This window comes from Sphingobacterium kitahiroshimense, from assembly GCF_025961315.1.
Lineage (GTDB): Bacteria > Bacteroidota > Bacteroidia > Sphingobacteriales > Sphingobacteriaceae > Sphingobacterium > Sphingobacterium anhuiense.
In genome coordinates, this window is record NZ_JAOQNK010000001.1 from 1,416,947 (window position 1) to 1,438,143 (window position 21,197).

18 protein-coding genes are annotated in these 21,197 nt (G+C 36.7%); 12 read left to right on the forward strand and 6 right to left on the reverse strand.

Going from position 1 to position 21,197, the window contains the following annotated elements; all coding sequences use genetic code 11:
- Positions 1-35: 35 nt before the first annotated feature.
- Positions 36-1,934, forward strand: a complete 1,899-nt coding sequence (locus M2265_RS06490; protein WP_132771369.1) for a TonB-dependent receptor plug domain-containing protein — start codon at positions 36-38, stop codon at positions 1,932-1,934.
- Between the two features lie 35 nt (positions 1,935-1,969).
- Here M2265_RS06490 and M2265_RS06495 read toward each other — a convergent pair whose 3' ends face one another.
- Genes M2265_RS06495 through M2265_RS06505 form a run of 3 tightly spaced genes read right to left on the reverse strand, consistent with a single transcriptional unit; the run spans position 1,970 to position 4,022 of the window.
- On the reverse strand, positions 1,970-2,692 hold the full coding sequence (locus M2265_RS06495) for a ThuA domain-containing protein (RefSeq protein WP_132771368.1): 723 nt from the start codon (positions 2,690-2,692) through the stop codon (positions 1,970-1,972).
- Positions 2,693-2,702: 10 nt separating this feature from the next.
- The gene (gene aroB, locus M2265_RS06500) at positions 2,703-3,767 is read right to left on the reverse strand and encodes a 3-dehydroquinate synthase (protein WP_132771367.1); all 1,065 of its coding nucleotides are present in this window, start codon (positions 3,765-3,767) and stop codon (positions 2,703-2,705) included.
- Between the two features lie 48 nt (positions 3,768-3,815).
- A complete protein-coding gene (locus M2265_RS06505; RefSeq protein WP_132771366.1) occupies positions 3,816-4,022 on the reverse strand; it encodes an RNA-binding S4 domain-containing protein in 207 nt (68 codons plus the stop codon).
- A 93-nt stretch (positions 4,023-4,115) separates the two neighbouring features.
- On the opposite strand from M2265_RS06505, the gene M2265_RS06510 reads away from it, so the two are divergent.
- Together M2265_RS06510 and M2265_RS06515 are read left to right on the forward strand one after the other, a co-directional pair.
- Entirely contained in the window at positions 4,116-5,309 is a 1,194-nt protein-coding gene (locus tag M2265_RS06510; RefSeq protein ID WP_132771365.1) for a proline dehydrogenase family protein, read from the forward strand.
- A 41-nt stretch (positions 5,310-5,350) separates the two neighbouring features.
- Entirely contained in the window at positions 5,351-5,962 is a 612-nt protein-coding gene (locus M2265_RS06515) for an HAD family hydrolase (protein WP_132771364.1), read from the forward strand.
- Here M2265_RS06515 and M2265_RS06520 read toward each other — a convergent pair.
- Positions 5,959-7,305 (reverse strand): hypothetical protein, encoded by a 1,347-nt coding sequence (locus tag M2265_RS06520; RefSeq protein ID WP_132771363.1) that lies wholly within the window; start codon positions 7,303-7,305, stop codon positions 5,959-5,961. The genes M2265_RS06515 and M2265_RS06520 overlap by 4 nt on opposite strands.
- A gap of 18 nt (positions 7,306-7,323) precedes the next feature.
- The gene (locus M2265_RS06525) at positions 7,324-7,929 is read right to left on the reverse strand and encodes an RNA polymerase sigma factor (protein ID WP_132771362.1); all 606 of its coding nucleotides are present in this window, start codon (positions 7,927-7,929) and stop codon (positions 7,324-7,326) included.
- Between the two features lie 233 nt (positions 7,930-8,162).
- On the opposite strand from M2265_RS06525, the gene lysS reads away from it, so the two are divergent.
- From lysS to coaA, 6 genes are all read left to right on the forward strand, one after another.
- Positions 8,163-9,881, forward strand: a complete 1,719-nt coding sequence (gene lysS, locus M2265_RS06530) for a lysine--tRNA ligase (RefSeq protein WP_021191667.1) — start codon at positions 8,163-8,165, stop codon at positions 9,879-9,881.
- A gap of 186 nt (positions 9,882-10,067) precedes the next feature.
- Positions 10,068-11,123 carry a patatin-like phospholipase family protein gene (locus tag M2265_RS06535; RefSeq protein WP_132771361.1) on the forward strand — a complete coding sequence of 352 codons (1,056 nt, stop codon included), beginning with the start codon at positions 10,068-10,070 and terminating at the stop codon, positions 11,121-11,123.
- Positions 11,124-11,154: 31 nt separating this feature from the next.
- Positions 11,155-12,387 carry a nucleoside recognition domain-containing protein gene (locus M2265_RS06540; protein WP_132771360.1) on the forward strand — a complete coding sequence of 411 codons (1,233 nt, stop codon included), beginning with the start codon at positions 11,155-11,157 and terminating at the stop codon, positions 12,385-12,387.
- A gap of 19 nt (positions 12,388-12,406) precedes the next feature.
- Positions 12,407-12,784, forward strand: a complete 378-nt coding sequence (locus M2265_RS06545) for a methylglyoxal synthase (RefSeq protein ID WP_021191664.1) — start codon at positions 12,407-12,409, stop codon at positions 12,782-12,784.
- Between the two features lie 63 nt (positions 12,785-12,847).
- Positions 12,848-13,252 carry an OsmC family protein gene (locus M2265_RS06550; RefSeq protein ID WP_132771359.1) on the forward strand — a complete coding sequence of 135 codons (405 nt, stop codon included), beginning with the start codon at positions 12,848-12,850 and terminating at the stop codon, positions 13,250-13,252.
- Positions 13,253-13,314: 62 nt separating this feature from the next.
- Positions 13,315-14,280: a type I pantothenate kinase gene (gene coaA, locus M2265_RS06555; protein ID WP_232789220.1), complete on the forward strand. Its 966-nt coding sequence runs from the start codon at positions 13,315-13,317 to the stop codon at positions 14,278-14,280.
- Here coaA and M2265_RS06560 read toward each other — a convergent pair.
- Complete coding sequence (locus tag M2265_RS06560; protein WP_132771358.1) at positions 14,277-15,128, reverse strand: mechanosensitive ion channel family protein; 852 nt, start codon at positions 15,126-15,128, stop codon at positions 14,277-14,279. The two genes, coaA and M2265_RS06560, sit on opposite strands and share 4 nt — an antisense overlap.
- 107 nt (positions 15,129-15,235) lie before the next feature.
- Between M2265_RS06560 and M2265_RS06565 the strand changes: the two genes are divergently transcribed.
- The 3 genes from M2265_RS06565 to M2265_RS06575 all read left to right on the forward strand — a co-directional run bounded on the left by M2265_RS06565 (position 15,236) and on the right by M2265_RS06575 (position 21,195).
- On the forward strand, positions 15,236-17,335 hold the full coding sequence (locus M2265_RS06565; RefSeq protein WP_132771357.1) for a heavy metal translocating P-type ATPase: 2,100 nt from the start codon (positions 15,236-15,238) through the stop codon (positions 17,333-17,335).
- A gap of 172 nt (positions 17,336-17,507) precedes the next feature.
- Positions 17,508-20,090, forward strand: coding sequence for a DNA gyrase subunit A (gyrA, locus tag M2265_RS06570; protein WP_132771356.1), 2,583 nt, complete (start codon positions 17,508-17,510; stop codon positions 20,088-20,090).
- A 7-nt stretch (positions 20,091-20,097) separates the two neighbouring features.
- A complete protein-coding gene (locus M2265_RS06575) occupies positions 20,098-21,195 on the forward strand; it encodes a tetratricopeptide repeat protein (protein ID WP_132771479.1) in 1,098 nt (365 codons plus the stop codon).
- Positions 21,196-21,197: the final 2 nt, after the last annotated feature.

The window sequence follows — 21,197 nt, forward strand, 5'->3', positions numbered from 1 at the left end:
CTACTTTTGTCCGGTAAATTTTAAGAAGAGCCATAATGAGTAAGAATTTAACGCTATTAGCATTATCCTTAATTGGATATTCTTATGCTTTTAGTCAAGAAGTAACTAATAATAAGACGTTAACTTTAAAAGATACTACAAATTTAAATGAAGTTATCATTAATCAGAACCGTCTACAGATTCCATTCTCTAAGCAGACCAGAAACATTCAAATTATAACGCAAGAAGATATTAAACGTCTTCCCGCAAAGTCTGTTAATGAACTTTTAGCTTATATTAATGGTGTGGATATCCGCCAAAGAGGTCCTTTCGGTTCACAGGCAGACGTCACAATCGATGGCGGATCATTTGAACAGACCTTGATCCTACTAAATGGAGCAAAAATATCAGATCCACAAACTGCCCATCACTCCCTTAATCTTCCCATTCCTACCGACGCTATTGAACGGATCGAGATCATTAAAGGACCAGCATCCCGTATTTATGGAATCAACAGCCTAACCGGGGCTATTAATATTGTCACAAAAACAGTCTCAGAAAATCTGATCAGTGCACAGGCGTATACCGGCACTTCTTTTAAAAACAGTGAGGATACACAAAACGGAAAATATTACGGCAAGGGTTTTCAATTGGGATTTACCCATAAAATTGCACAATTCAGTCAGCAGCTGTATTTAGGCCATGAAGATTCCAATGGTCAACGCTATAATACAGCTTCAAAAAACAATAAAATCTATTACCAAGGAGCGTATGCACCCGACTCTCTAAATAATATATCGACCTCATTCGGGTATATTGACAATCAATTTGGAGCCAACGGATATTATGCTGCCCCCGGAGACAAAGAATCCTACGAATTGGTGAAAACAGCTTTTGCAACTATACAGTCCAAACATAAACTATCCAATGCACTAACGATATCTCCTAGAATTTCGAACAGATACAACGAGGATGATTACCGTTATTTCAGACATGACCTGAGCAAAGCAAGAAGCCAGCACTACAACAATGCCTTTATGGCCGAATTAAATGCCACATACGAACAAAATTATGGCTCATTCGGCCTTGGAGTTGAAAGCAGATTCGAAAATATCAACAGTTCAAACATCGGTAAGCACAGCCGCGAGAATTATGGTGCTTATGTCGAATTTAAAACTGAAATGATCAAAAATTTATTTATTAATGTAGGTACCTACCTCAATTATAACAGTGACTACAACTGGCAGGTTTTCCCTGGAATAGATCTTGGATATGATATCAATAATCATTGGAAATTGATTTTTAATGCAGGATCGAGCCAAAGGATACCCTCATTTACAGATCTTTACTTAAATCAGAGACCTGCAAACATTGGAAATTCTTCACTTCAAGCCGAAAGAGCAAAACAAGTTGAAGGAGCTATAAAATATACCAGTGGAAATGTTATTGCACAGGCAGGATATTTTTATAGAACAATTAATGATTTTATTGATTGGACACGTAATCTGAACACTGAGCCTTGGCAGCCTCAAAACATGGACAATAATGAAGTCCAGGGATTTAACGTCAATTTCCGTATTAATATTAATCCTCAGAATTCCATTACAAAGTATTATGCTGTTATCGGATACAGCTATTTGAATCCCAGAATAAAAAATAATACTACAGAAAATAATTTATCAAAGTACACTATTGAAAGCCTAAGAAATCAGGCAAACCTAAACTTTACTATAAGTCACAGGGATTGGAGTTTTACCACTGCCAATCGTTTTAACGAACGTTTATCTTACAAATCGTACTTTATTTCAGACGTACGTTTAGCACGTCAAATCGACAAGTTAAATCTTTATGTTGACGCGCAAAATCTATTTAATGTCAAATATATAGAAGCCGGAGCTGTACCCATGCCAGGTACCTGGTATTCCTTAGGTGCCAAATATACAATTGCTTATTAAACAAAATAGGTCAGCCTAACTAGACTGACCTATTTTTATTTCTTTTTCAGGACATATCGGAGACCTCCCAGAACATGGGTCTGAAATTTTTCCTCATCAAAAGCCTCTAAGGTGTGACCTAATCCCGTATAGAATGATCTGCCTCCATCAAATTCCTGATACCACGCTATCGGATGAAATTTCCCCATCTTTCCCCCTTTGTAACTTGTTTCATCCAAATCCATCAAAATATGAAGCCCCTCCTTTACCGACTTAAAATCATACCATTCATCGCGGTGAAACCATATCTTTGGTAAATGCTTTGTCGCAAGATGCTTCTGGTTTACAACCCGGATTTGAGCATCCTGAACGGCCGGATGTGAAGAAAAATACCCCCCCACAAGTTGTCCGTACCAAGGCCAGTTAAATTCCGTATCACTTGCAGCATGTATACCTAAAAAACCTTTACCTGATTGAATAAAACGGACAAAAGCAGCTTTTTGACTTTCATTAAAAATATCACCCGTTGTACTCAGAAAAACTAAAGCATCATATCGCGAAAGAATAGAATCCGTAAACAATTGACTGTCCTCAGAATGATCTACTAGCATATTTTTTGAAGATATCAATTGCTTTAAAACAGCAACCCCATGCTCTATACTTTCATGTCTAAATCCAGTAGTTTTTGAAAAAATCAAAATTCTTTCCTGCGCACTCAATTGGGTAACAAAGAAAATAGTGAAGAGAAATGATACTCTTTTAATTATGCTGCACATCATGTTGTCAGGTTTATGCGATTAAATTACGATAAAAATCTAAACTTTCTATAATTAAGTCTTCCGTAACAAAAATATCATAATCACAAGAACCAATTTTATTCAATAAAGCGAAACCAATCTGATTAGAATGATTTTTCTTATCATTATTCATTAAACTCAACAATTCATGATCAATAGAATCATCAAATTGATAATCAGCAAAATTCTTTCTAAACGTTGTTATTAAATCCTCTAATTCTTCTAATGAAAGACCATTCAATTTATGTGACAGATAGCCTTCGCAAATCATACCGACAGCAATAGCCTCGCCATGTAGCAACGAATGTTCATCATGAAGTAAAGAATAACCTTCTATTGCATGACCAATAGTATGCCCAAAATTTAAGATTTTCCGTAAACCCTTTTCTGTTGGATCCTGGGTTATGACCGTGTTTTTAACCCCAACGGAATGTCTCACATGCTCGGTCGTTATATCCGAAACATCCAAATTTTTAACCTTATTATAGTACGCCCCATCAAAAATTAATCCGTGCTTGATAACCTCCGCAAAACCAGAAACCAACTGTCTTCTTTCCAATGTTTTCAAAAACACACTAGCGATAAAGACAGCCTGCGGCTGCGTAAAAGTCCCGATTATATTTTTATAATTATCTAAATCTATTCCCGTCTTACCACCTACCGATGCATCCACTTGAGACAATAATGTTGTCGGAATCTGAATAAAGTCAATACCACGTTTAAAAGTAGAAGCCGCAAATCCCCCCATATCCGTGACCACACCACCACCTAAGTTAATCAACAGACTATGTCTGTCAGCCCCAAAGTCAAGCATTGTTTTCCATACACCGATACAGAAATCAATATTCTTATTTTCTTCACCAGGATCAACCTCAATCACATCGTAGTTTCCCAATTCAGCTAAAATTGGCTGTACAACAGGCATACAGTTATCATTGGTATTGCGATCAACTAAGACAAAAATCTTTGAGTAATTTCGTTCCTGTATAAAGGTTTTTAGAGACTGTAATGAGTCATCAAAGACTACTTGATAGCCTAAACTTTCTATAAATTGCATTTCTAATGGATTCAGTTTACGTTTTTTATAAACAAATTTTGTTATATCTTATACCAATTTTACTTGTTGACCCTCAAACTCGACGATATCATCGGGTCTAACTTTCATTCTTTTCCTATACTCTACCTGACCATTAACGGTCACCATCCCCTCAGTAACAACTAGCTGAGCCATAGCACCATGCTCTACCCAATTTAAAGCTTTAAGTAACTGAATTAACGGAATATATTCTCCTTCGATTTTGAATGTTTGCATAAAGCAAAAATAAGTTAATATTTCAGGAATCTCCTAATCAATAAGTGGTAATATTTTTGAATTTAGTACATTTGTGTGGATTAGATTAAAATAATGACACAGATTGCTGAACCCAGAAAACTATCTTTTGATAATACAGAAATTGCATTCAAAAGTAAAACCGATAAAGATTTAGATCGTGCTTATTTACTGTATAAAGTAATAGCAAGTAATTTCTTAGTAAAAGTCGGACCTCCAATTACTAATTTTGCTCTAAATATCGGACTACCTATCCAAGGAATCATTAAGTCAACCATTTTCAAACAGTTTTGCGGTGGCGAAACAATTGAAGGTTGTACATCTGCAATCAATCACCTAGGAGAAAACAATGTCGGTACAATCCTGGATTATTCTGTAGAAGGAGAAGATACTGAGGCCGCATTTGATGCTACTTTTAAAGAAACATTACGCACAGTAGTTGCTGCAAAAACAAATAAATACATCCCTTTTTCAGTATTCAAACCTACAGGGCTTGGCCGTTTCGAATTATTTGAGAAAGTAAACGCAAACGAAACGTTAACAGAAGCAGAGCAAGCAGAGTACAACAGAATGTACGATCGATGTGATGAAATCTGTAAAGCCTGTTACGAAGCTAATGTTAAAGTATTAATTGATGCTGAACACTCTTGGATTCAAGATGCCATTGATGACATAGCCCGCGATATGATGGAAAAATACAATAAAGAACAACCTATTGTATACAACACCTATCAATTGTACAGACATGATAAACTAGCCTCTTTAAAAGCTGATTTTGATTATGCAAAAACACAAAACTTCTTTTTAGGTGCAAAAATCGTACGTGGTGCCTATATGGAAATTGAAAGACAGAGAGCAGCTGAAAAAGGTTACCCATCTCCTATTCAACCTACAAAAGAAGCAACAGACAAAGATTACGATGCCGCTATTCATTTCATACTGGATCATATCGATCGCTTTGGTGTTATGGCAGGCACACACAATGAAGCAAGTAGTCTTTTGTTAGCAAATGAGCTTGACAGACGTGGAATAGATCATAGAAGCGACCGTATATTTTTCGCACAATTGTTGGGTATGTCAGATAATTTAACATTTAATTTATCTGAATCAAACTACAACGTTGCAAAATATATGCCTTACGGACCGATAAAAGCTGTTATGCCTTATTTATTCCGTAGAGCACAAGAAAACACATCAGTAGCTGGTCAAACAGGCCGAGAGCTGGGGTTAATCATTAAAGAGAAACAAAGAAGAAAAGCTAGTCGTTAAGACTAGCTTTTTTTATAAATTTGTACCTTCAATAATCAGATATGTCACCCGAATCAATAGAGAAATTCAACAAACTCAATAAAATAGCAGAACCATACGACGCCTTACTTTTTGATGTCGACGGAACCTTAGCTGACAATATAAGTGCGCATAAAGCAGCCTACGTAGCTACAGCAGCAGAATACAATGTCCTGTTGGATGATAGTCTAATCGACGAAACCGCAGGATGGCCAACCATAGCTGTTGCAAAAGAAATCTGTATCCGCTATAACACCACTTTTGATGTTCATGAATTTTCAAAAAGAAAATCAGCCATCTTTATAGAACAGTTCATCCAGCAGACACAACCTATTGATTATGTTGTCGAACATCTAAAATACCAGATTGGAAAGAAACGTATTGCGGCTGTTTCTGGAGGAACCAGATCAACATTAAACATCACACTAACCGTCCTTGGAGTACTTGATAAATTGGAAACCTTGGTGTGTGCCGGTGATACTCCTAATGGAAAACCATCGCCTGAGCCATTTTTATTAGCGGCCGAAAAGCTTCAGGTTGCCCCTGCTAAGTGTTTAGTTTACGAGGACGGAATCCCAGGAGTACAAGGAGCTTTGGCTGCTGGAATGGGTGCTGTTCGTATTGATCTGCTTTAAAAACTCGTTACAACCTTTAAACCTCCATTGGTATAATTAAAGTCAGTAGATTTAAGACCCCCAACAGGAAGTTTGACAAATGGCTCTACGGCTATGGACAACTTCTTACCTACTGTCATCTTTTTTCCAATGGAGAGATTAACAAATCCATTAAAATCATTCGTATTTACAGCACTTCCTTTAAATGTTTGTTTAACGTTTTCAGGAGAAGATACCGCCTGACCATTATTAGCCGAAGTATTCTCATTGATGCCATTTACAAAATAATTTTCTTGTGTCTGATCCAAAACCCCCACGTAGGACACCCCAACGGAAGTGTAGAATGATTTACTTACATGATAACGCACATCTACCGGAATATCAATCGTTAAAAGTTTATTATTAACAGCACTTAATTCTTTATCGACAGTTTGTCTAGCCAAAAGTAAAGATTCATTATTTTTCATGACAGGACTATTAGAAACAGCATCATTAAACGCCATGCCAGCTGACTGCACTGCTCCTAAGTTATTTTGTCGATCTACTCCGGCCCCATACTGCTGCATAGAAACGCCTGAACGTATACTGATCTTATCGGTAATTTGGTACGCTAAACTTAATCCCCCCCCCATACTCATCTTATCGACTGTTGAAGACGGAGCCACAAATGCGCCTACCTCCCACTTCTTTATGGCAGATGCAAAATCATGTTTATCGGAATTCAAATTGAATATAGAACCCAGTTTTTCCAATTTCTGAGCAATAGAACTGTTTCCTTCTCTCTCTTTTCTAACGGTATTAGTATTTTGCGCTAGATTATTATTTTTAACTTCTTGCTTCTTAACCTCAACAAGTTCGTTACCACTTTTAGAAGTCATATCAACTGGTTCTTGTTTTACATCATTATCTGTGAAAATTTGCGTAGTCGCTTCCAAAAGATGATCGATAGAAGCAATAGCATGTTCAATTTTGTCTTTGACTATGCTACGTTGATCAGAAGAAGCATCAATAAGCTGTTTCGGTGAATGATCTAATTTCAAAATAGGGGTATCATCCTTATTTGTTTCAACAGTATTTGTTTCAACAGTTAATTTATCTGTATCCAATTTTGTCTCTACCGGTAAGTTTGCAACAATTGCCCCATGATTGACAGCGGATTGATTTAAATACAAAAATGAAGCACTAGCAAAGAGCAGCACAGCAGCAGCTGCACTCCAATACTTCCAGTTCGTTTGCTTCTTAGAAACAAGAGATACATCATGTGACGCAAATTTTTCCCATGCACCTTCCGAATAAGGAAGCTCATGAGCTTTCATTTTGTCGACGATATGGTCTATTAATTCCTTATTTTTTTCTTTTGCCATTTTACACGCTACTTCTTGTTATTTAAATTCCTGTCTTATCTTATGTTGTTCCAAATAAAGCATCCTTAACTTTTGCTTTGCTCGAGTAAGATAAGTACGGGAAGTACTATCCTGGATATGCAACTGCTTTGCAATTTCATCATGCGAAAAACCCTCGATCTCATAAAGATTAAAGATGACACGCTGCAATTCTGGTAAAGAATCGAGCAACTTCATAATATCATCAACCTCTAGATTACTGGAGTTATATACCCTTGGCACATCAAGACTGCCCTCAGCTACATCTTCTAAAGAAGTCATCTCCTTTTTTGAGCGCAGAAAATCAATTGAAATATTAGCTGCAATTCTCCCTATCCATGACCGAAATGATTTCTCCAAAACATCATCCTCAACCAAATGGTTAAAAGAATCCAATCGTCTAAAAATCCGAATAAAAGACTCATTCGTTAATTCTTCAGCATCCACATCAGATTTAACATAGCGAATAATAATAGCCATCAAATATCCATAGTACTTTTTATAGACAAAAGCCTTCCCCTGCTCACGATTTCGTAAACAATCCTCCAGTGCACTTTTAAGTGTTACTTGTTTTTGCTTTTTTAAGTATGTTTGAATAATATTCACTCAATAAGACTATATTAATCCTTAATCTTCATCTAAAATAATACTTTCTGAATTAAGATTATGAAAGTCTTTCTTTTAATTTCTGCCATGCTGTTTTTTAAGTACATCTTCATAACGATACCGTATTACAAAACGCTACACCGTATTTTATAAATATTATATTGTTTTCACCTCTCATAAATGCAAAAAAAAAGCTATTTTTGTTCGATTTTTATATTATTTAATCCTTACCAATGAGTACTGTATTATCCGAACAGGAACAATTAAGAAGACAGGCATTGCAATCTCTAATAGATTTGGGTATCGACCCATATCCAGCTGAAGAGTTTGAGATCAATGCAAATGCTACTGATATATTAGAAAATTACGATAGAGATAAGCTTAACTATAAGAATATAAGCATTGCAGGACGTATCATGAGCCGTCGTGTTATGGGAAATGCGTCGTTCTTCGAAATTCAAGATAGTTCAGGCCGTATTCAAGCTTACATCAAACGTGATGACATTTGTCCTGATGAGGATAAAACGATGTATAATATCGTTTTTAAGAAATTATTAGATATTGGTGATATCGTTGGTATTAAAGGCTATGTTTTCACAACCCAGACAGATGCCATCTGTGTACATGTTGAAAAACTGACTGTATTATCTAAATCATTACGCCCTCTTCCAATCGTTAAAACTGCAGAAGGAAAAACATATGATGCATTCACAGATCCCGAATTGCGTTATAGAATGCGTTATGTCGATCTAGTAGTTAACCCGCAGAACAAAGAGATCTTTGTAAAAAGAACAAAATTGTTTAGTGCAATGCGTAATTTCTTTAATGACGCAGGTTATATGGAGGTTGAGACTCCAGTATTGCAATCCATCCCTGGCGGTGCTGCGGCCCGTCCATTTATCACACATCACAATGCTTTAGATATGCCTTTATATTTGCGGATTGCAAATGAGTTATATCTAAAACGCCTAATTGTGGGCGGTTTTGATGGTGTTTACGAGTTTTCAAAAAACTTCAGAAATGAAGGTATGGACCGTACTCACAATCCAGAATTCACAGCAATGGAGATCTATGTAGCTTATAAAGACTACAACTGGATGATGAAATTCACAGAACAATTGCTAGAACATTGTGCAATTGCTGTAAACGGCACCACCAAAGCGACATTTGGAGAACATGAAATCGACTTCCGTGCACCTTATAAGAGAATCACAATGGCCGATTCGATTAAAGAGTTCACAGGTTTTGATATTACAGGAAAATCTGAACAAGAAATTTTCGAAGCAGCCAAAGGAATGGGAATTCCGGTCAATAATACCATGGGTAAAGGCAAGTTAATTGATGAGATTTTTGGCGAAAAATGTGAAGGTAAATACATTCAGCCTACATTTATCACAGATTACCCTAAAGAAATGTCGCCATTAACAAAAAAACATCGCGACAATCCCGAAATCACAGAACGCTTTGAGTTAATGGTATGTGGTAAAGAAATTGCAAATGCATATTCGGAGTTAAATGATCCGATCGACCAACGTGAGCGTTTTGAAGCACAAATGGCCTTATCAGCACGTGGCGATGACGAAGCCATGTTTATCGATCAAGATTTCTTACGTGCATTAGAATATGGAATGCCTCCAACATCAGGATTAGGCATTGGTATGGATCGTTTAATTATGTTCCTGACCAACAATGCCTCTATTCAGGAAGTATTATTTTTCCCGCAAATGCGACCAGAAAAAATAGTAACAGTAGCTTCGACAGAAGATTATGTTGCATTGGGTATTCCAGCAGAATGGGTTCCTGTTTTACAAAAAATGGGTTTCAATACTATACCGGAATTAAAAGAAGCTAATCCTAATAAAGTATTCAATGACCTTGGGGGTATGCGTAAAAAAATGAAATTAGAAATCACCATGCCAACAAAAGACGAGGTCTTGGCATGGTTTGCATAAATAATTAGTTTGTACAGAAGCTGGCTATCCAAAAGGTAGCCGGCTTCTGTTTTTGTAAAAAACGTGTAAAGAATTGTTTACACAGCTCGCTGTGCCTACCAACGCGCATTATCCTAACCACAAAAACAAAGAGTCATCAATTTTTTAATTTATTTAATACTACTTTTAAAGTATAAACATTAAAAAATGAAAAATATACTTTCCATAGATGGTGGTGGAATAAGAGGTATAATACCTGCTCTAGTATTGGTCGTTTTAGAAGAAATTCTTCAGAAGAAGAGCAATGACCCGGATGCACGAATTGCAGAATATTTCGATTTTATTGCAGGAACTAGTACTGGAGGTATCTTAGCCTGCATTTTATTATACCCAAGTGAGGAAAATCCTTCAAAACCTAAGTTTTCTGCTAAAGAGGCATTAGATCTGTACGTATCCCACGGCACTGATATTTTCAAAACAACAAGATGGAGACGCTTTCTAAGTGAATTCGGGCTGGTGAGTGAATTATATTCAGCTACCGCATTAGAGAATGTATTACATGAATATTTTGGCGACACCAAACTAAGCCAACTAATAAAACCCTGTATTATAACAGCCTATAATATTGAACTCCGGAAAAATCATTTTTTTAGACAGCAAAAAGCTATTACACACGGAATAGCACGAGACTTCTATCTAAGAGATGTCTGCAGAGCGACCTCTGCCGCACCTACCTATTTTTCTGTTGCGGAGATTTATTCCATTGCAGGTACAAGATTTCCATTGGTAGACGGTGGTATGGTGGCTCAAAACCCATCCATTTGCGCTTTGATTGAAGTGATGAAAGCTTTTGAAGATACAGAAATAAACGATCTGTTTATGGTCTCATTAGGCACCGGGGTTGCAAAAAAAGCTTATAACTATGAGCATTTTAAGAAAAAACTGGCCATTACCATTGGTCCAGCTTTAGTCGATATTATGACAAGTGCCTCTGCAGAGAGTACCGAATTTTTTATTGAACAACTGTTTCAATTCAATAGAAAATCCAAAAACTACATCCGACTAGAGCCAACAAATATGTCAAGTGTTGAGTCCTCCATGGATGCGGCATCCAAAAACAACATCCAAAAACTTATCTCGCTAGCAGATAGACTGATGAGCGAAAATGAATTTCAACTCACCAAGATAGTGGATCATCTAATAAAAGAAAAAGAGGCAAAAAACAAGAAAAATCCGTGGTCTAAGTTGATGGATAGGTTGTAAAAGTTTACATTTACGCATATTTTAAATCTATATGGCACTGAATATCGTTTGGATCTCATTTTTTGTAATTGCGTTCATCGTTGCTTTGATCAAGCTTATTTTCTTTGGAGACACCGAAATTTTCATGAAAATTATCAATGGCATGTTTGACAGTGCTAAAAACGGTGCAGAAATCTCCTTAGGTCTCGTCGGCATGATGACATTCTGGTTAGGCATCATGAAAGTGGGTGAAAAAGCAGGAATGATTACCTTATTTGCAAAAGCTGTAAATCCATTTTTCAGCAAGCTCTTCCCTGGAATCCCAAAAAACCATCCTGCAAACGGCTCTATTATTATGAATTTTTCAGCCAATATGCTAGGTTTAGATAATGCGGCAACACCGGTCGGACTAAAAGCAATGCAGGAACTGCAAGAACTTAATCCAGAAAAGGATACCGCGACGAATGCACAAATTATGTTCTTAGTGCTCAATACCGCTGGAATAGCACTTATTCCAACATCGGTAATTGCTCTAAGAATGGCCAATGGAGCAGCAAACCCCGCAGATATTTTTATTCCAGCTTTGATAGGAACCTTTATTTCGTTTATATCAGGGATGATCGCTGTTGCATTCTTTCAAAAAATAAATCTCTTTAAACTACCCATCCTGATATTCCTAGGCAGTTTCATTGTCATGATGGCTGGCCTATATTTTGGTTTAAATGGCCTGCCTCCAGAAAAAATTGAAATTGTAACCGGACTAATCGGTGGTGTTTTAATTTTTTCCATCATCATCCTATTTATCGTTTACGGCGCGTTTAAAAAACTAAATGTTTACGATGCCTTTATAGATGGTGCAAAAGACGGATTTAAAACATCCATCATGATCATCCCCTTTTTAATCGCCATACTGGTGGCTATATCTGCTTTCCGAACAACAGGATGTATGGACTATATTGTGAATGCAATCGGTTCTTGTTTCGCTTATTTTGGCTTGGACACACGTTTCGTACCAGCTCTTCCAGTAGGATTAATGAAAACATTAAGTGGTGGTGGCGCTAGAGGACTTATGGTCGATGTCATGCAGGCATATGGAGCAGATTCGTTTCAAGGACGACTTGCCAGTGTTATCCAAGGTTCCTCCGAAACAACTTTTTACGTTCTAGCAGTATATTTTGGCTCTGTAGGCATTAAAAACACTAGACATGCGCTTATATGTGGCTTAATTGCCGATCTTGTGGGACTAATTGCAGCTATTATTTTAGCGTACATCTTTTTTGGTTAAACTTTAATCTTTCAATAACATGAAAAAAACAATTGCTTTAATTGCACACGATGGTAAAAAACCAGAAATGGTTGCCTTTGTAAAAGACCATATTGAATTCTTAAAAAAAGCTCATCTAGTCGCGACAGGCACCACCGGTTCTTATGTAAAACAAACAGGACTCGAAGTCGAATTAAAGTTAAGCGGACCTATGGGCGGAGATGCACAGATTGCAGCATTAGCTGCAGAAGGTAAAGTAGATGGAATCATTTTTTTCAGAGATGCATTAGGTAAACATGCACATGAACCCGATATTCAGATGCTGATGCGGGTTTGTGATTTGTACAACGTACCATTAGCAACCAATCCCGCAACTGGAAGCCTCATTATCGAAGGTCTACTGGAAGATGAACTATAACCAGGAATTTAATATTCACTTCATAAATTCCTAATCCCCTTATTATTTTTTATATTTAGAGATATGAATGATAATGAAATCTTAGTAACAATAGGTAATACGCCATACACAACAACAATCAAGCATGGAAATAATACGCTAATTGCAGATGAACCTGAAGAATTAGGAGGTCAAGATGAAGGATTCAATCCGCCTGCCCTTTTACTATCTTCATTGGGTTCATGTAAAGCAATGACAGTAAAGATGTATGCTGACCGCAAAAAATGGGATTTACAGGAGGTAAATATTAAACTTTCATACGAAATTTTAAAAAGTGAACTGCAACAGACCACCTATATCAAATGTCATGTTTCTCTTAAAGGAAATCTAGATAAAGATCAAAAAGACAGACTTCTCCAAATTTCAGAAAAATGTCCTATTCACAAAATTCTTTCTAATCCGATTATTATTTCTTCCAACCTGATCTAAAAAAATCAATTAGAATTTTTGATTATATCCACGAGATGCTATATTTGTCGCCACAAAGAATCATGAACATGCAAAATGAACAGCACACTCCTATTGACTCTCCTTTTACTTCAATAAAAAGAGAAAATTGGAAAAAACTGAACGGTCACTTTAAGCACACATTTTCGCAACACGACTTGGATCAATTGCATGCACTTAATGAACCATTGAATGCAGAAGAAATCGAAGATGTCTATTTCCCTTTAAGTCATCTCTTGGGTATTCATATTGAACGGTTTCAAGATTTACACAGAAGCACAAATCATTTTTTCGAAAAAAATGAAAGTACGCTTCCCTTTATTATTGGTATTGCTGGCTCTGTAGCTGTAGGTAAAAGTACAACAGCACGTGTATTGCAACGCGTCCTGACTTTATTGCCCAGTAAACCAAAAGTAGATTTAGTAACGACTGATGGATTTCTGTACCCGAATCATATCCTGAATGAAAGAGGCATAATGAATCGTAAAGGTTTTCCGGAAAGTTACGATGCTAAAAAATTAATACAGTTCCTTTCCGCTATAAAATCAGGCATGGGATCACTTTCGGTACCCCTGTACAGCCATTTAGAATATGATGTCTTACCTGATGACCAGCAACAGCTGATCCATCATCCTGATATCTTAATCGTCGAAGGCATTAATGTACTGCAGGTCAATTCGCAAAGACCACGAAAAGGACATAGTGTATTCGTGTCAGATTTTTTTGACTATACCATATATGTTCATGCCAGCGAAAAAAACTTATTAGAGTGGTATACCAACAGGTTTGAATCTTTAAGACGTACAGCATTTCAAAATCCGGCCTCATTCTTTCACAAATATGCCGACATGAATACTGAAGAAAGTATCCAGATGGCACATCAGATCTGGAATGAGATCAACAAACCAAATCTGGTCCAGAATATTTTACCAACACGGTACCGCGCTGATCTAATTTTAGAAAAAGGCAGTCATCACTTTGTTAAAAATGTAAAGGTCCGTAAGATTTAATCTTCCCGCGTACGAAATAATAAAATCTCATTTAAAATTTCATTCTGAATCTGATAATGTAATTTATTGCTACTCGATATGGTATTGAGCTCAATCTTATATTTCACAAAGTCCTTACCGATTTCGGCAACTTTTATTTTAAATAAATCGTCCCAGATAATATTCTTATTTATTTTCAGGATAGGTCTTAAATGATTTTCAACAGATTGGACATGCAACGGTTTTTCTAAAGGAAGTTCAAATTTAACGATCAGTTTATTCGACTTTTGAGAAGATTTATTGACCATCGTTGATGTGAATATCAAATTATTTGGTATTAGCACAACATCATCATCTTCATCACGAACGACAATATTTGCCAAAGTAATATCAACAATTTTACCCTGATAATTACTAATTTTAATATGGTCTCCAATGGAAAATTGATCAGAAAACATAACCAGCAATCCACTGATCATATTGGTAATATACTCCCTAAATATAACCGCAATAGCCATCGCAACGATGGTCATGCTGGTTATAAACTCCTTAGGATCAATTCCCAGCGCAACCATCAACGTAATCACAATCATACCAGCATTCAATACTGTAGCAACCCGGGAAATACCCAGTACAAAATTTCCTCTCACATCATGGTTTGCATGTTTACGGTTATACAGCGAAACAATCAAGAACCGGCCGATTGAGATCAACAGATTGGCGGTCAAAAAAGTATTTAAAGCATAAGCAAAGTGAAGAATAATCTTGTTTTTCTCGTAAAAAGAGGCTAAACCGACAAAAGAATAGCTTAAAGCTATCCACACAGCACAACGAAATACAAAAGATAGGGATAATTTATTTTTAACCATTGAAATCTAATTTTCTTTAGGAACTAAACTAATCATTTTTCATTCAATACAAAAAAATGATACTCCTAAAAATAAGTATATTTGCAAAAGACCAATGGTCGAAAAATATGAACGAAGAAACAACAACAGTAGAGCTTACAGTTACAGGAATGCATTGTACAAACTGTGCAATTGCTATTCATCAATATTTAGAAAAAAAAGAGGCAAAAGATATATTTGTCGACTTTGCATCTGATGAAGTTAAATTCTCAGGAATAACGGCAAAAGAACTTCCCGAAATAACAAAAGGGATTGAAAATTTAGGTTTTCAGGTCCTGACTGATGAAAGTCCAAAGGAATCATTTTATAAAAAAATAGAAACCAAATTTTGGTTCAGTCTATTTTTTACGCTTCCTCTCTTTGCACATATGTTTATACAACACCCTTTGTTGCATGCCCCATACATCCAGCTCGGACTCTGTGCTCCCGTATTTCTGCTCGGTTTTTTTCATTTTGGTAAAAGTGCGTTTTACTCCCTTAAAAATGGCATGCCAAATATGGACGTGCTCATATTTATAGGTGCAACAGCTGCATTCACGTACAGCCTCATCGGCACCCTCAATCACCTAGGCCCAGATTATATGTTCTATGAAACTTGCGCAACAATCATCACGCTCGTTCTATTGGGAAATCTATTTGAAAAAAAATCCGTAAAAAAAACAACATCTGCAATCGGAGACCTTATTAAGATTCAAAATGTAACCACAACAAAAATCACAGCAGATCTAGAAGAGATCATCCATACAAGAGATGTTAAACAAGGCGATGTTTTACTGATCAAATCAGGAGATCTTATTCCAGTTGATGGAGATATTATTGAAGGAGATGGCTTTGTCAATGAATCCATGATTACAGGAGAAAGCCTACCCGTTTTCAAAGATAGATATGCAACCGTCATCGGCGGAACAACACTAACAGAAGGCAATATAAAAATCACGGCCACCAAAGTTGGACGTAAAACCGTCCTTTCCCAAATTATCGCACTGATCAAGGAAGCACAATCAAAAAAACCACCTATTCAAAAACTCGGTGATAAAGTTGCATCATACTTCGTACCCTTTGTGGTCGTCATCGCCATTTTCACCTTTTTTATCACTTACTTTATAGCCGAAATATCACTACAGCAATCATTAATGAATGCCATTGCAGTACTTGTCGTCTCCTGCCCGTGCGCGATGGGTCTAGCGACCCCAACTGCTGTCATGGTAGGTTTAGGAAGAGCCGCTAAAATGGGAATTTTAATTAAGGGAGGTGATACAATTGAAGAGATGTCGGATCTTAAATATATGGTATTCGATAAAACTGGCACTTTAACTACCGGAGATTTCAATATCAAAGCGATCCAAACGTTTGGAATAGAACAAAAACAAGTAGAATCAATCATTGCACAATTAGAAGGCTATTCAAATCATCCTATAGCAAAGTCCATCAGACAGCACATGAAAGAAGTAAAAGCCTACCGCATTGTCTTTCAAGATGTCAAAGAGATTAAAAGCGAAGGACTTTACGCTACAGATACAAATAGTAATGTGTATAAATTAATCAATGCACGTTTAGGAAAAGTAGATTATTCAAACCGCTACGACTTAATTCTATCCATTAATGATGTCGTAGTTGCAGGCTTAGTGATTGAAGATCAAATAAAACCTTATGCAAAAGAACTCATTCAAGCCATTAAAGGCAAAAATATAACCCCAGTAATATTAAGTGGTGACCGAAAAAGTAAATGTGACCTAGTCGCTCAAAAACTTGGAATAGCAGAAGTTTATTCCGATCGCAATCCTGAAGAGAAATTGAATATTATCAACAAACTTAAAAAAGCAGGTATTACAGCAATGGTCGGCGACGGTATAAATGATGCTCCTGCCCTGACAACAGCCCACGTCGGTATCTCTCTAGGTGACGCAAGTCACATTGCGATACAATCTGCTAAAATAATTCTTTTGAATTCCGATCTAAAATCGATTGAAAATCTATTACTTATCGGAAGGCACACACTGCAAACGATCAAAGAAAATCTTTTCTGGGCATTTGCCTATAATATCATCGCAATACCGCTCGCAGCAATGGGATTTTTAGGCCCCATGCTCGCCGCCTTCTCAATGGCTTTCTCCGATGTTATTGTCATCGGCAATTCACTTCGTCTTCGTTTTAAAAAACTGCGGTAACAAGCAATTGACCGCATTTAAATCTTTTTTAAATCAATAAAAAAATAGACTATTTTTTTCACTATCTTGAACCTCAAAACATTCGCTTTTGAGGTTATTTTTTTGTAACTTCGCATGCGTAGCAATCCGTGTAAACGGGATTGTTTAATAGTTTTATCGAAACCAAATTAATATGGCTGAAGAAACAGAAAATGATAATAATTTAGTACCTGCAAACGATCGAATTCTTTCGGTAAGTATCGAGGATCAAATGAAAACTGCCTACATTGATTATTCAATGACAGTTATTGTTTCTCGTGCATTACCAGATGCTAGAGATGGTATGAAGCCTGTACACCGTCGTGTTCTTTACGGTATGTTGGATTTAGGTGTTACAAGCAGTAAGCCTTACAAAAAATCTGCCCGTATTGTTGGTGACGTATTAGGAAAGTACCATCCACATGGTGATACTTCCGTATACGATGCAATGGTACGTCTAGCACAAGACTGGAACATGCGCTACCCTTTAGTGGATGGTCAAGGTAACTACGGTTCTGTCGATGGAGACCCTCCTGCGGCAATGCGTTATACGGAAGCAAGATTGAAAAAAATTGCGGAAGAAATTTTATCGGACATCAATAAAGATACAGTAGACTATCAATTGAACTTTGATGACTCTTTGGAAGAACCAACAGTATTACCAACACGTATTCCCAATCTATTGGTAAATGGTGCTTCAGGTATTGCAGTCGGTATGGCAACCAATATGGCGCCACACAACTTAACAGAAGTTATCAACGGTACAGTTGCATATATTGACAACCGTGATATCGATGTACCCGAATTGATGCAATATATCAAAGGCCCCGATTTTCCTACAGGAGGTTTGATATATGGTTACTCGGGTGTTCAGGATGCAGAGAACACTGGCCGTGGTCGTGTCGTGATGCGTGCTAAAACAGAAATTGAAGTATCAAAATCAGGTAAAGAGTCTATTATAGTTACAGAAATTCCTTATCAGATCAATAAAGCGAATATGATTGAACGTACCGCTGAATTGGTTAATGAAAAAAAATTAGAAGGAATTTCAGCAATTCGCGATGAGTCAGATCGTACGGGTTTACGTATTGTATACGATATTAAACGCGATGCTAACGCAAATGTCGTTCTAAACAACCTATTCAAGTACACAGCATTACAAACCTCATTTTCAGTAAACAATATTGCTCTTGTAAAAGGTAGACCAGTATTGATGAACCTGAAAGATATGATTCAGGTATTCGTGGATCACCGTCATGATGTTGTCACGCGTCGTACACGTTTTGAATTGGCTGAGGCTGAAAAAAGAGCACATATTTTAGAAGGATATTTAATCGCGCTTGATCATTTAGATGAAGTGATCAAGTTGATCCGTGCCTCTTCAACTCCTGAAGATGCCCGCGTAGGATTAATGGAAAGATTCGGTCTATCAGATCTTCAAGCACGCGCAATTTTGGATATGACGCTTCGTCGTCTAACCGGACTGGAGCACGATAAGATTAAAGAAGAATATGCTGAGCTAATGAAAACGATCGATTACTTAAAATCTGTATTAGCAGATGAAGGTCTTCGCATGCAGATCATTAAAGAAGAACTGATCGAAATCAGAGAGAAATATGGTGACGAGAGAAGATCTATAATCGTCCATTCAGCAGAAGACATGCGTATGGAAGATTTCATCGATGATGAAGAAATCGTGATCACAATATCTCATAATAGCTATGTAAAACGTACTCCTCTAACTGAGTATAAACGTCAAGGACGCGGTGGACGTGGATCTATTGGTTCGACCACACGTGAAGAAGACTTTACAGAACATATTATTACTGCTTCGGCACATAATTATATGTTGCTATTTACAGAATCTGGTCGTTGTTTCTGGTTACGAGCATTTGAAGTTCCTGAAGGAAGTAGAACTTCTAAAGGTCGAGCGTTGCAGAATATCATCAATATTCCGAAAGACGAAAAAATTAAAGCATACATTTTAGTGAAGAACTTAAAAGACCAGGAATACCTGGAAAATAACTTCATCATTATGTGTACTAAAAAAGGTACAATTAAGAAAACGTCATTAGAAGCTTATTCACGTCCTCGTGCAAATGGTATCAATGCCATCAACATTAATGAGGGAGATCAGCTGTTAGAAGCTTGCTTAACAAGCGGAACAAGTGAAATTGTAATGGCATTACGTTCTGGACGTGCTATTCGTTTCAACGAGTCTACTGTTAGACCAATGGGTAGAACAGCAACTGGTGTTCGTGGTATTACTTTAGGTAGTGAGAGCGATGAGGTTATTGGTATGATTAGTGTAGATGATCCAGAGACTACGGTGCTTGTTGTATCTGAAAAAGGATACGGTAAACGAACAGATATCGAAGATTACCGAGTTACAAACCGTGGTGGTAAAGGTGTAAAAACAATTAGCGTCACTGAGAAAACAGGTAAATTAGTTGCTGTAAAAGGTGTTAACGATACTGAAGATTTAATGATCATCAATAAGTCAGGTATTGTCATTCGTATTTCAGTAGAAGGATTAAGAGTAATGGGGCGTGCAACGCAAGGTGTCCGTTTAATTAATCTGAAAGGTGAAGATGAAATTGCATCAATTACTAAAGTAGATAGAGAGGAAGAAGTGGAAGAAACGGAAGAAGAAATTCTTTCAGGTGAAGAAGTAGAAGATGCGTCAGAAAGCACTGAAACCGATCAAGACGATAAATCTGAATCTAACGAAGAATAAAAAAAGAATGAGAGCATTATTGACATCATTAATACTGTCAGCTACAAGTTTAACTGTTGTTGCCCAATCCAATATCAAGGAGGGCAACAACAGTTTTGCGCTTTATACACAAACTGGAGATATTAAAAATTTGGAGAACGCACGCAAATTTAGTGATGCAGCTTTCAAAACCCGTAAAGATTCTTCTTCAGTTCGTAATAATGTTTTGAGAGGACTTGTTTACAGTTCTTTAGCAGTTGTAGATTCCACCCGGAAACAAAAGTATACCATAGACCCTATTGATGAAAGTTTAAATACCTTAAAACTCATTGATAAGAAAAAAGCATATCGCAATTTCCCTGTAGAAGTTGATTATATCAAGCAAAATTTAGCAACTGCATTAATCTATAAATCAAATGTTGAGTTAAAAAATAACAAGTTTGAAGAAGCGTACAAAGGATTTCTGAAAGTAGACTCCCTTGGTTTCAAAAATGCCGATTTAAAATTTAATTTAGCAACTTTAGCTGTAAGCAGTAAACGATATCCTGACGCGATTAAATATTACAAAGAGTTAATCAAGCAGGATTCAAAAAAACCGCAATATTATCTAGAGCTCGCAGCTGTATATGAGAAAATCGGAACAAAACAAGATGAACTTAATACACTATCTGCAGGCCGATTAGAGTTTCCTCAGAACAAAGATATCCTCTTCAAGCTGATCGATATCTATGCTAAAAATGAATCTTATGACGCCATCTTAACGATAATTGATGAAGCGATCAAATTAGAGCCTGAAAATGTTGAATTAAATTACTTGGCGGGTTATGCATACGAAGACGCGAAAGATATTCGAAATGCAAAACAATATTATAATAAAGTTCTGCGTTTAGATGCTAATAACTACCCATCAAATTTAGCTTTAGGCCTTATTTATTTAAAGGATTTTCTTAAATCTAAATCTGACGAAGACAAACAATATGCGCAAGCTTATCTTTTGAAAGCAAATGAAATTAAACCATATGATGTGAATGCACTTAAAGCACTGTCTACTTATTACAATGCAATAGAAGATTATGTGCAGTTAGATCGTGTGAATATATTATTAAATCAATTAACAGTTAATTAGAG

Coding starts and splice junctions, on each gene's coding strand:
- M2265_RS06540 (WP_132771360.1), top strand. CDS start 11,155: ATGGCACTGAATATCGTTTGGATCTCATTTTTTGTAATTGCGTTCATC.
- M2265_RS06545 (WP_021191664.1), top strand. CDS start 12,407: ATGAAAAAAACAATTGCTTTAATTGCACACGATGGTAAAAAACCAGAA.
- M2265_RS06495 (WP_132771368.1), bottom strand. CDS start 2,692: ATGATGTGCAGCATAATTAAAAGAGTATCATTTCTCTTCACTATTTTC.
- M2265_RS06575 (WP_132771479.1), top strand. CDS start 20,098: ATGAGAGCATTATTGACATCATTAATACTGTCAGCTACAAGTTTAACT.
- M2265_RS06490 (WP_132771369.1), top strand. CDS start 36: ATGAGTAAGAATTTAACGCTATTAGCATTATCCTTAATTGGATATTCT.
- M2265_RS06565 (WP_132771357.1), top strand. CDS start 15,236: ATGAACGAAGAAACAACAACAGTAGAGCTTACAGTTACAGGAATGCAT.
- coaA (WP_232789220.1), top strand. CDS start 13,315: ATGAACATGCAAAATGAACAGCACACTCCTATTGACTCTCCTTTTACT.
- lysS (WP_021191667.1), top strand. CDS start 8,163: ATGAGTACTGTATTATCCGAACAGGAACAATTAAGAAGACAGGCATTG.
- M2265_RS06560 (WP_132771358.1), bottom strand. CDS start 15,128: ATGGTTAAAAATAAATTATCCCTATCTTTTGTATTTCGTTGTGCTGTG.
- M2265_RS06510 (WP_132771365.1), top strand. CDS start 4,116: ATGACACAGATTGCTGAACCCAGAAAACTATCTTTTGATAATACAGAA.
- aroB (WP_132771367.1), bottom strand. CDS start 3,767: ATGCAATTTATAGAAAGTTTAGGCTATCAAGTAGTCTTTGATGACTCA.
- M2265_RS06550 (WP_132771359.1), top strand. CDS start 12,848: ATGAATGATAATGAAATCTTAGTAACAATAGGTAATACGCCATACACA.
- M2265_RS06515 (WP_132771364.1), top strand. CDS start 5,351: ATGTCACCCGAATCAATAGAGAAATTCAACAAACTCAATAAAATAGCA.
- M2265_RS06535 (WP_132771361.1), top strand. CDS start 10,068: ATGAAAAATATACTTTCCATAGATGGTGGTGGAATAAGAGGTATAATA.
- gyrA (WP_132771356.1), top strand. CDS start 17,508: ATGGCTGAAGAAACAGAAAATGATAATAATTTAGTACCTGCAAACGAT.
- M2265_RS06520 (WP_132771363.1), bottom strand. CDS start 7,305: ATGGCAAAAGAAAAAAATAAGGAATTAATAGACCATATCGTCGACAAA.
- M2265_RS06505 (WP_132771366.1), bottom strand. CDS start 4,022: ATGCAAACATTCAAAATCGAAGGAGAATATATTCCGTTAATTCAGTTA.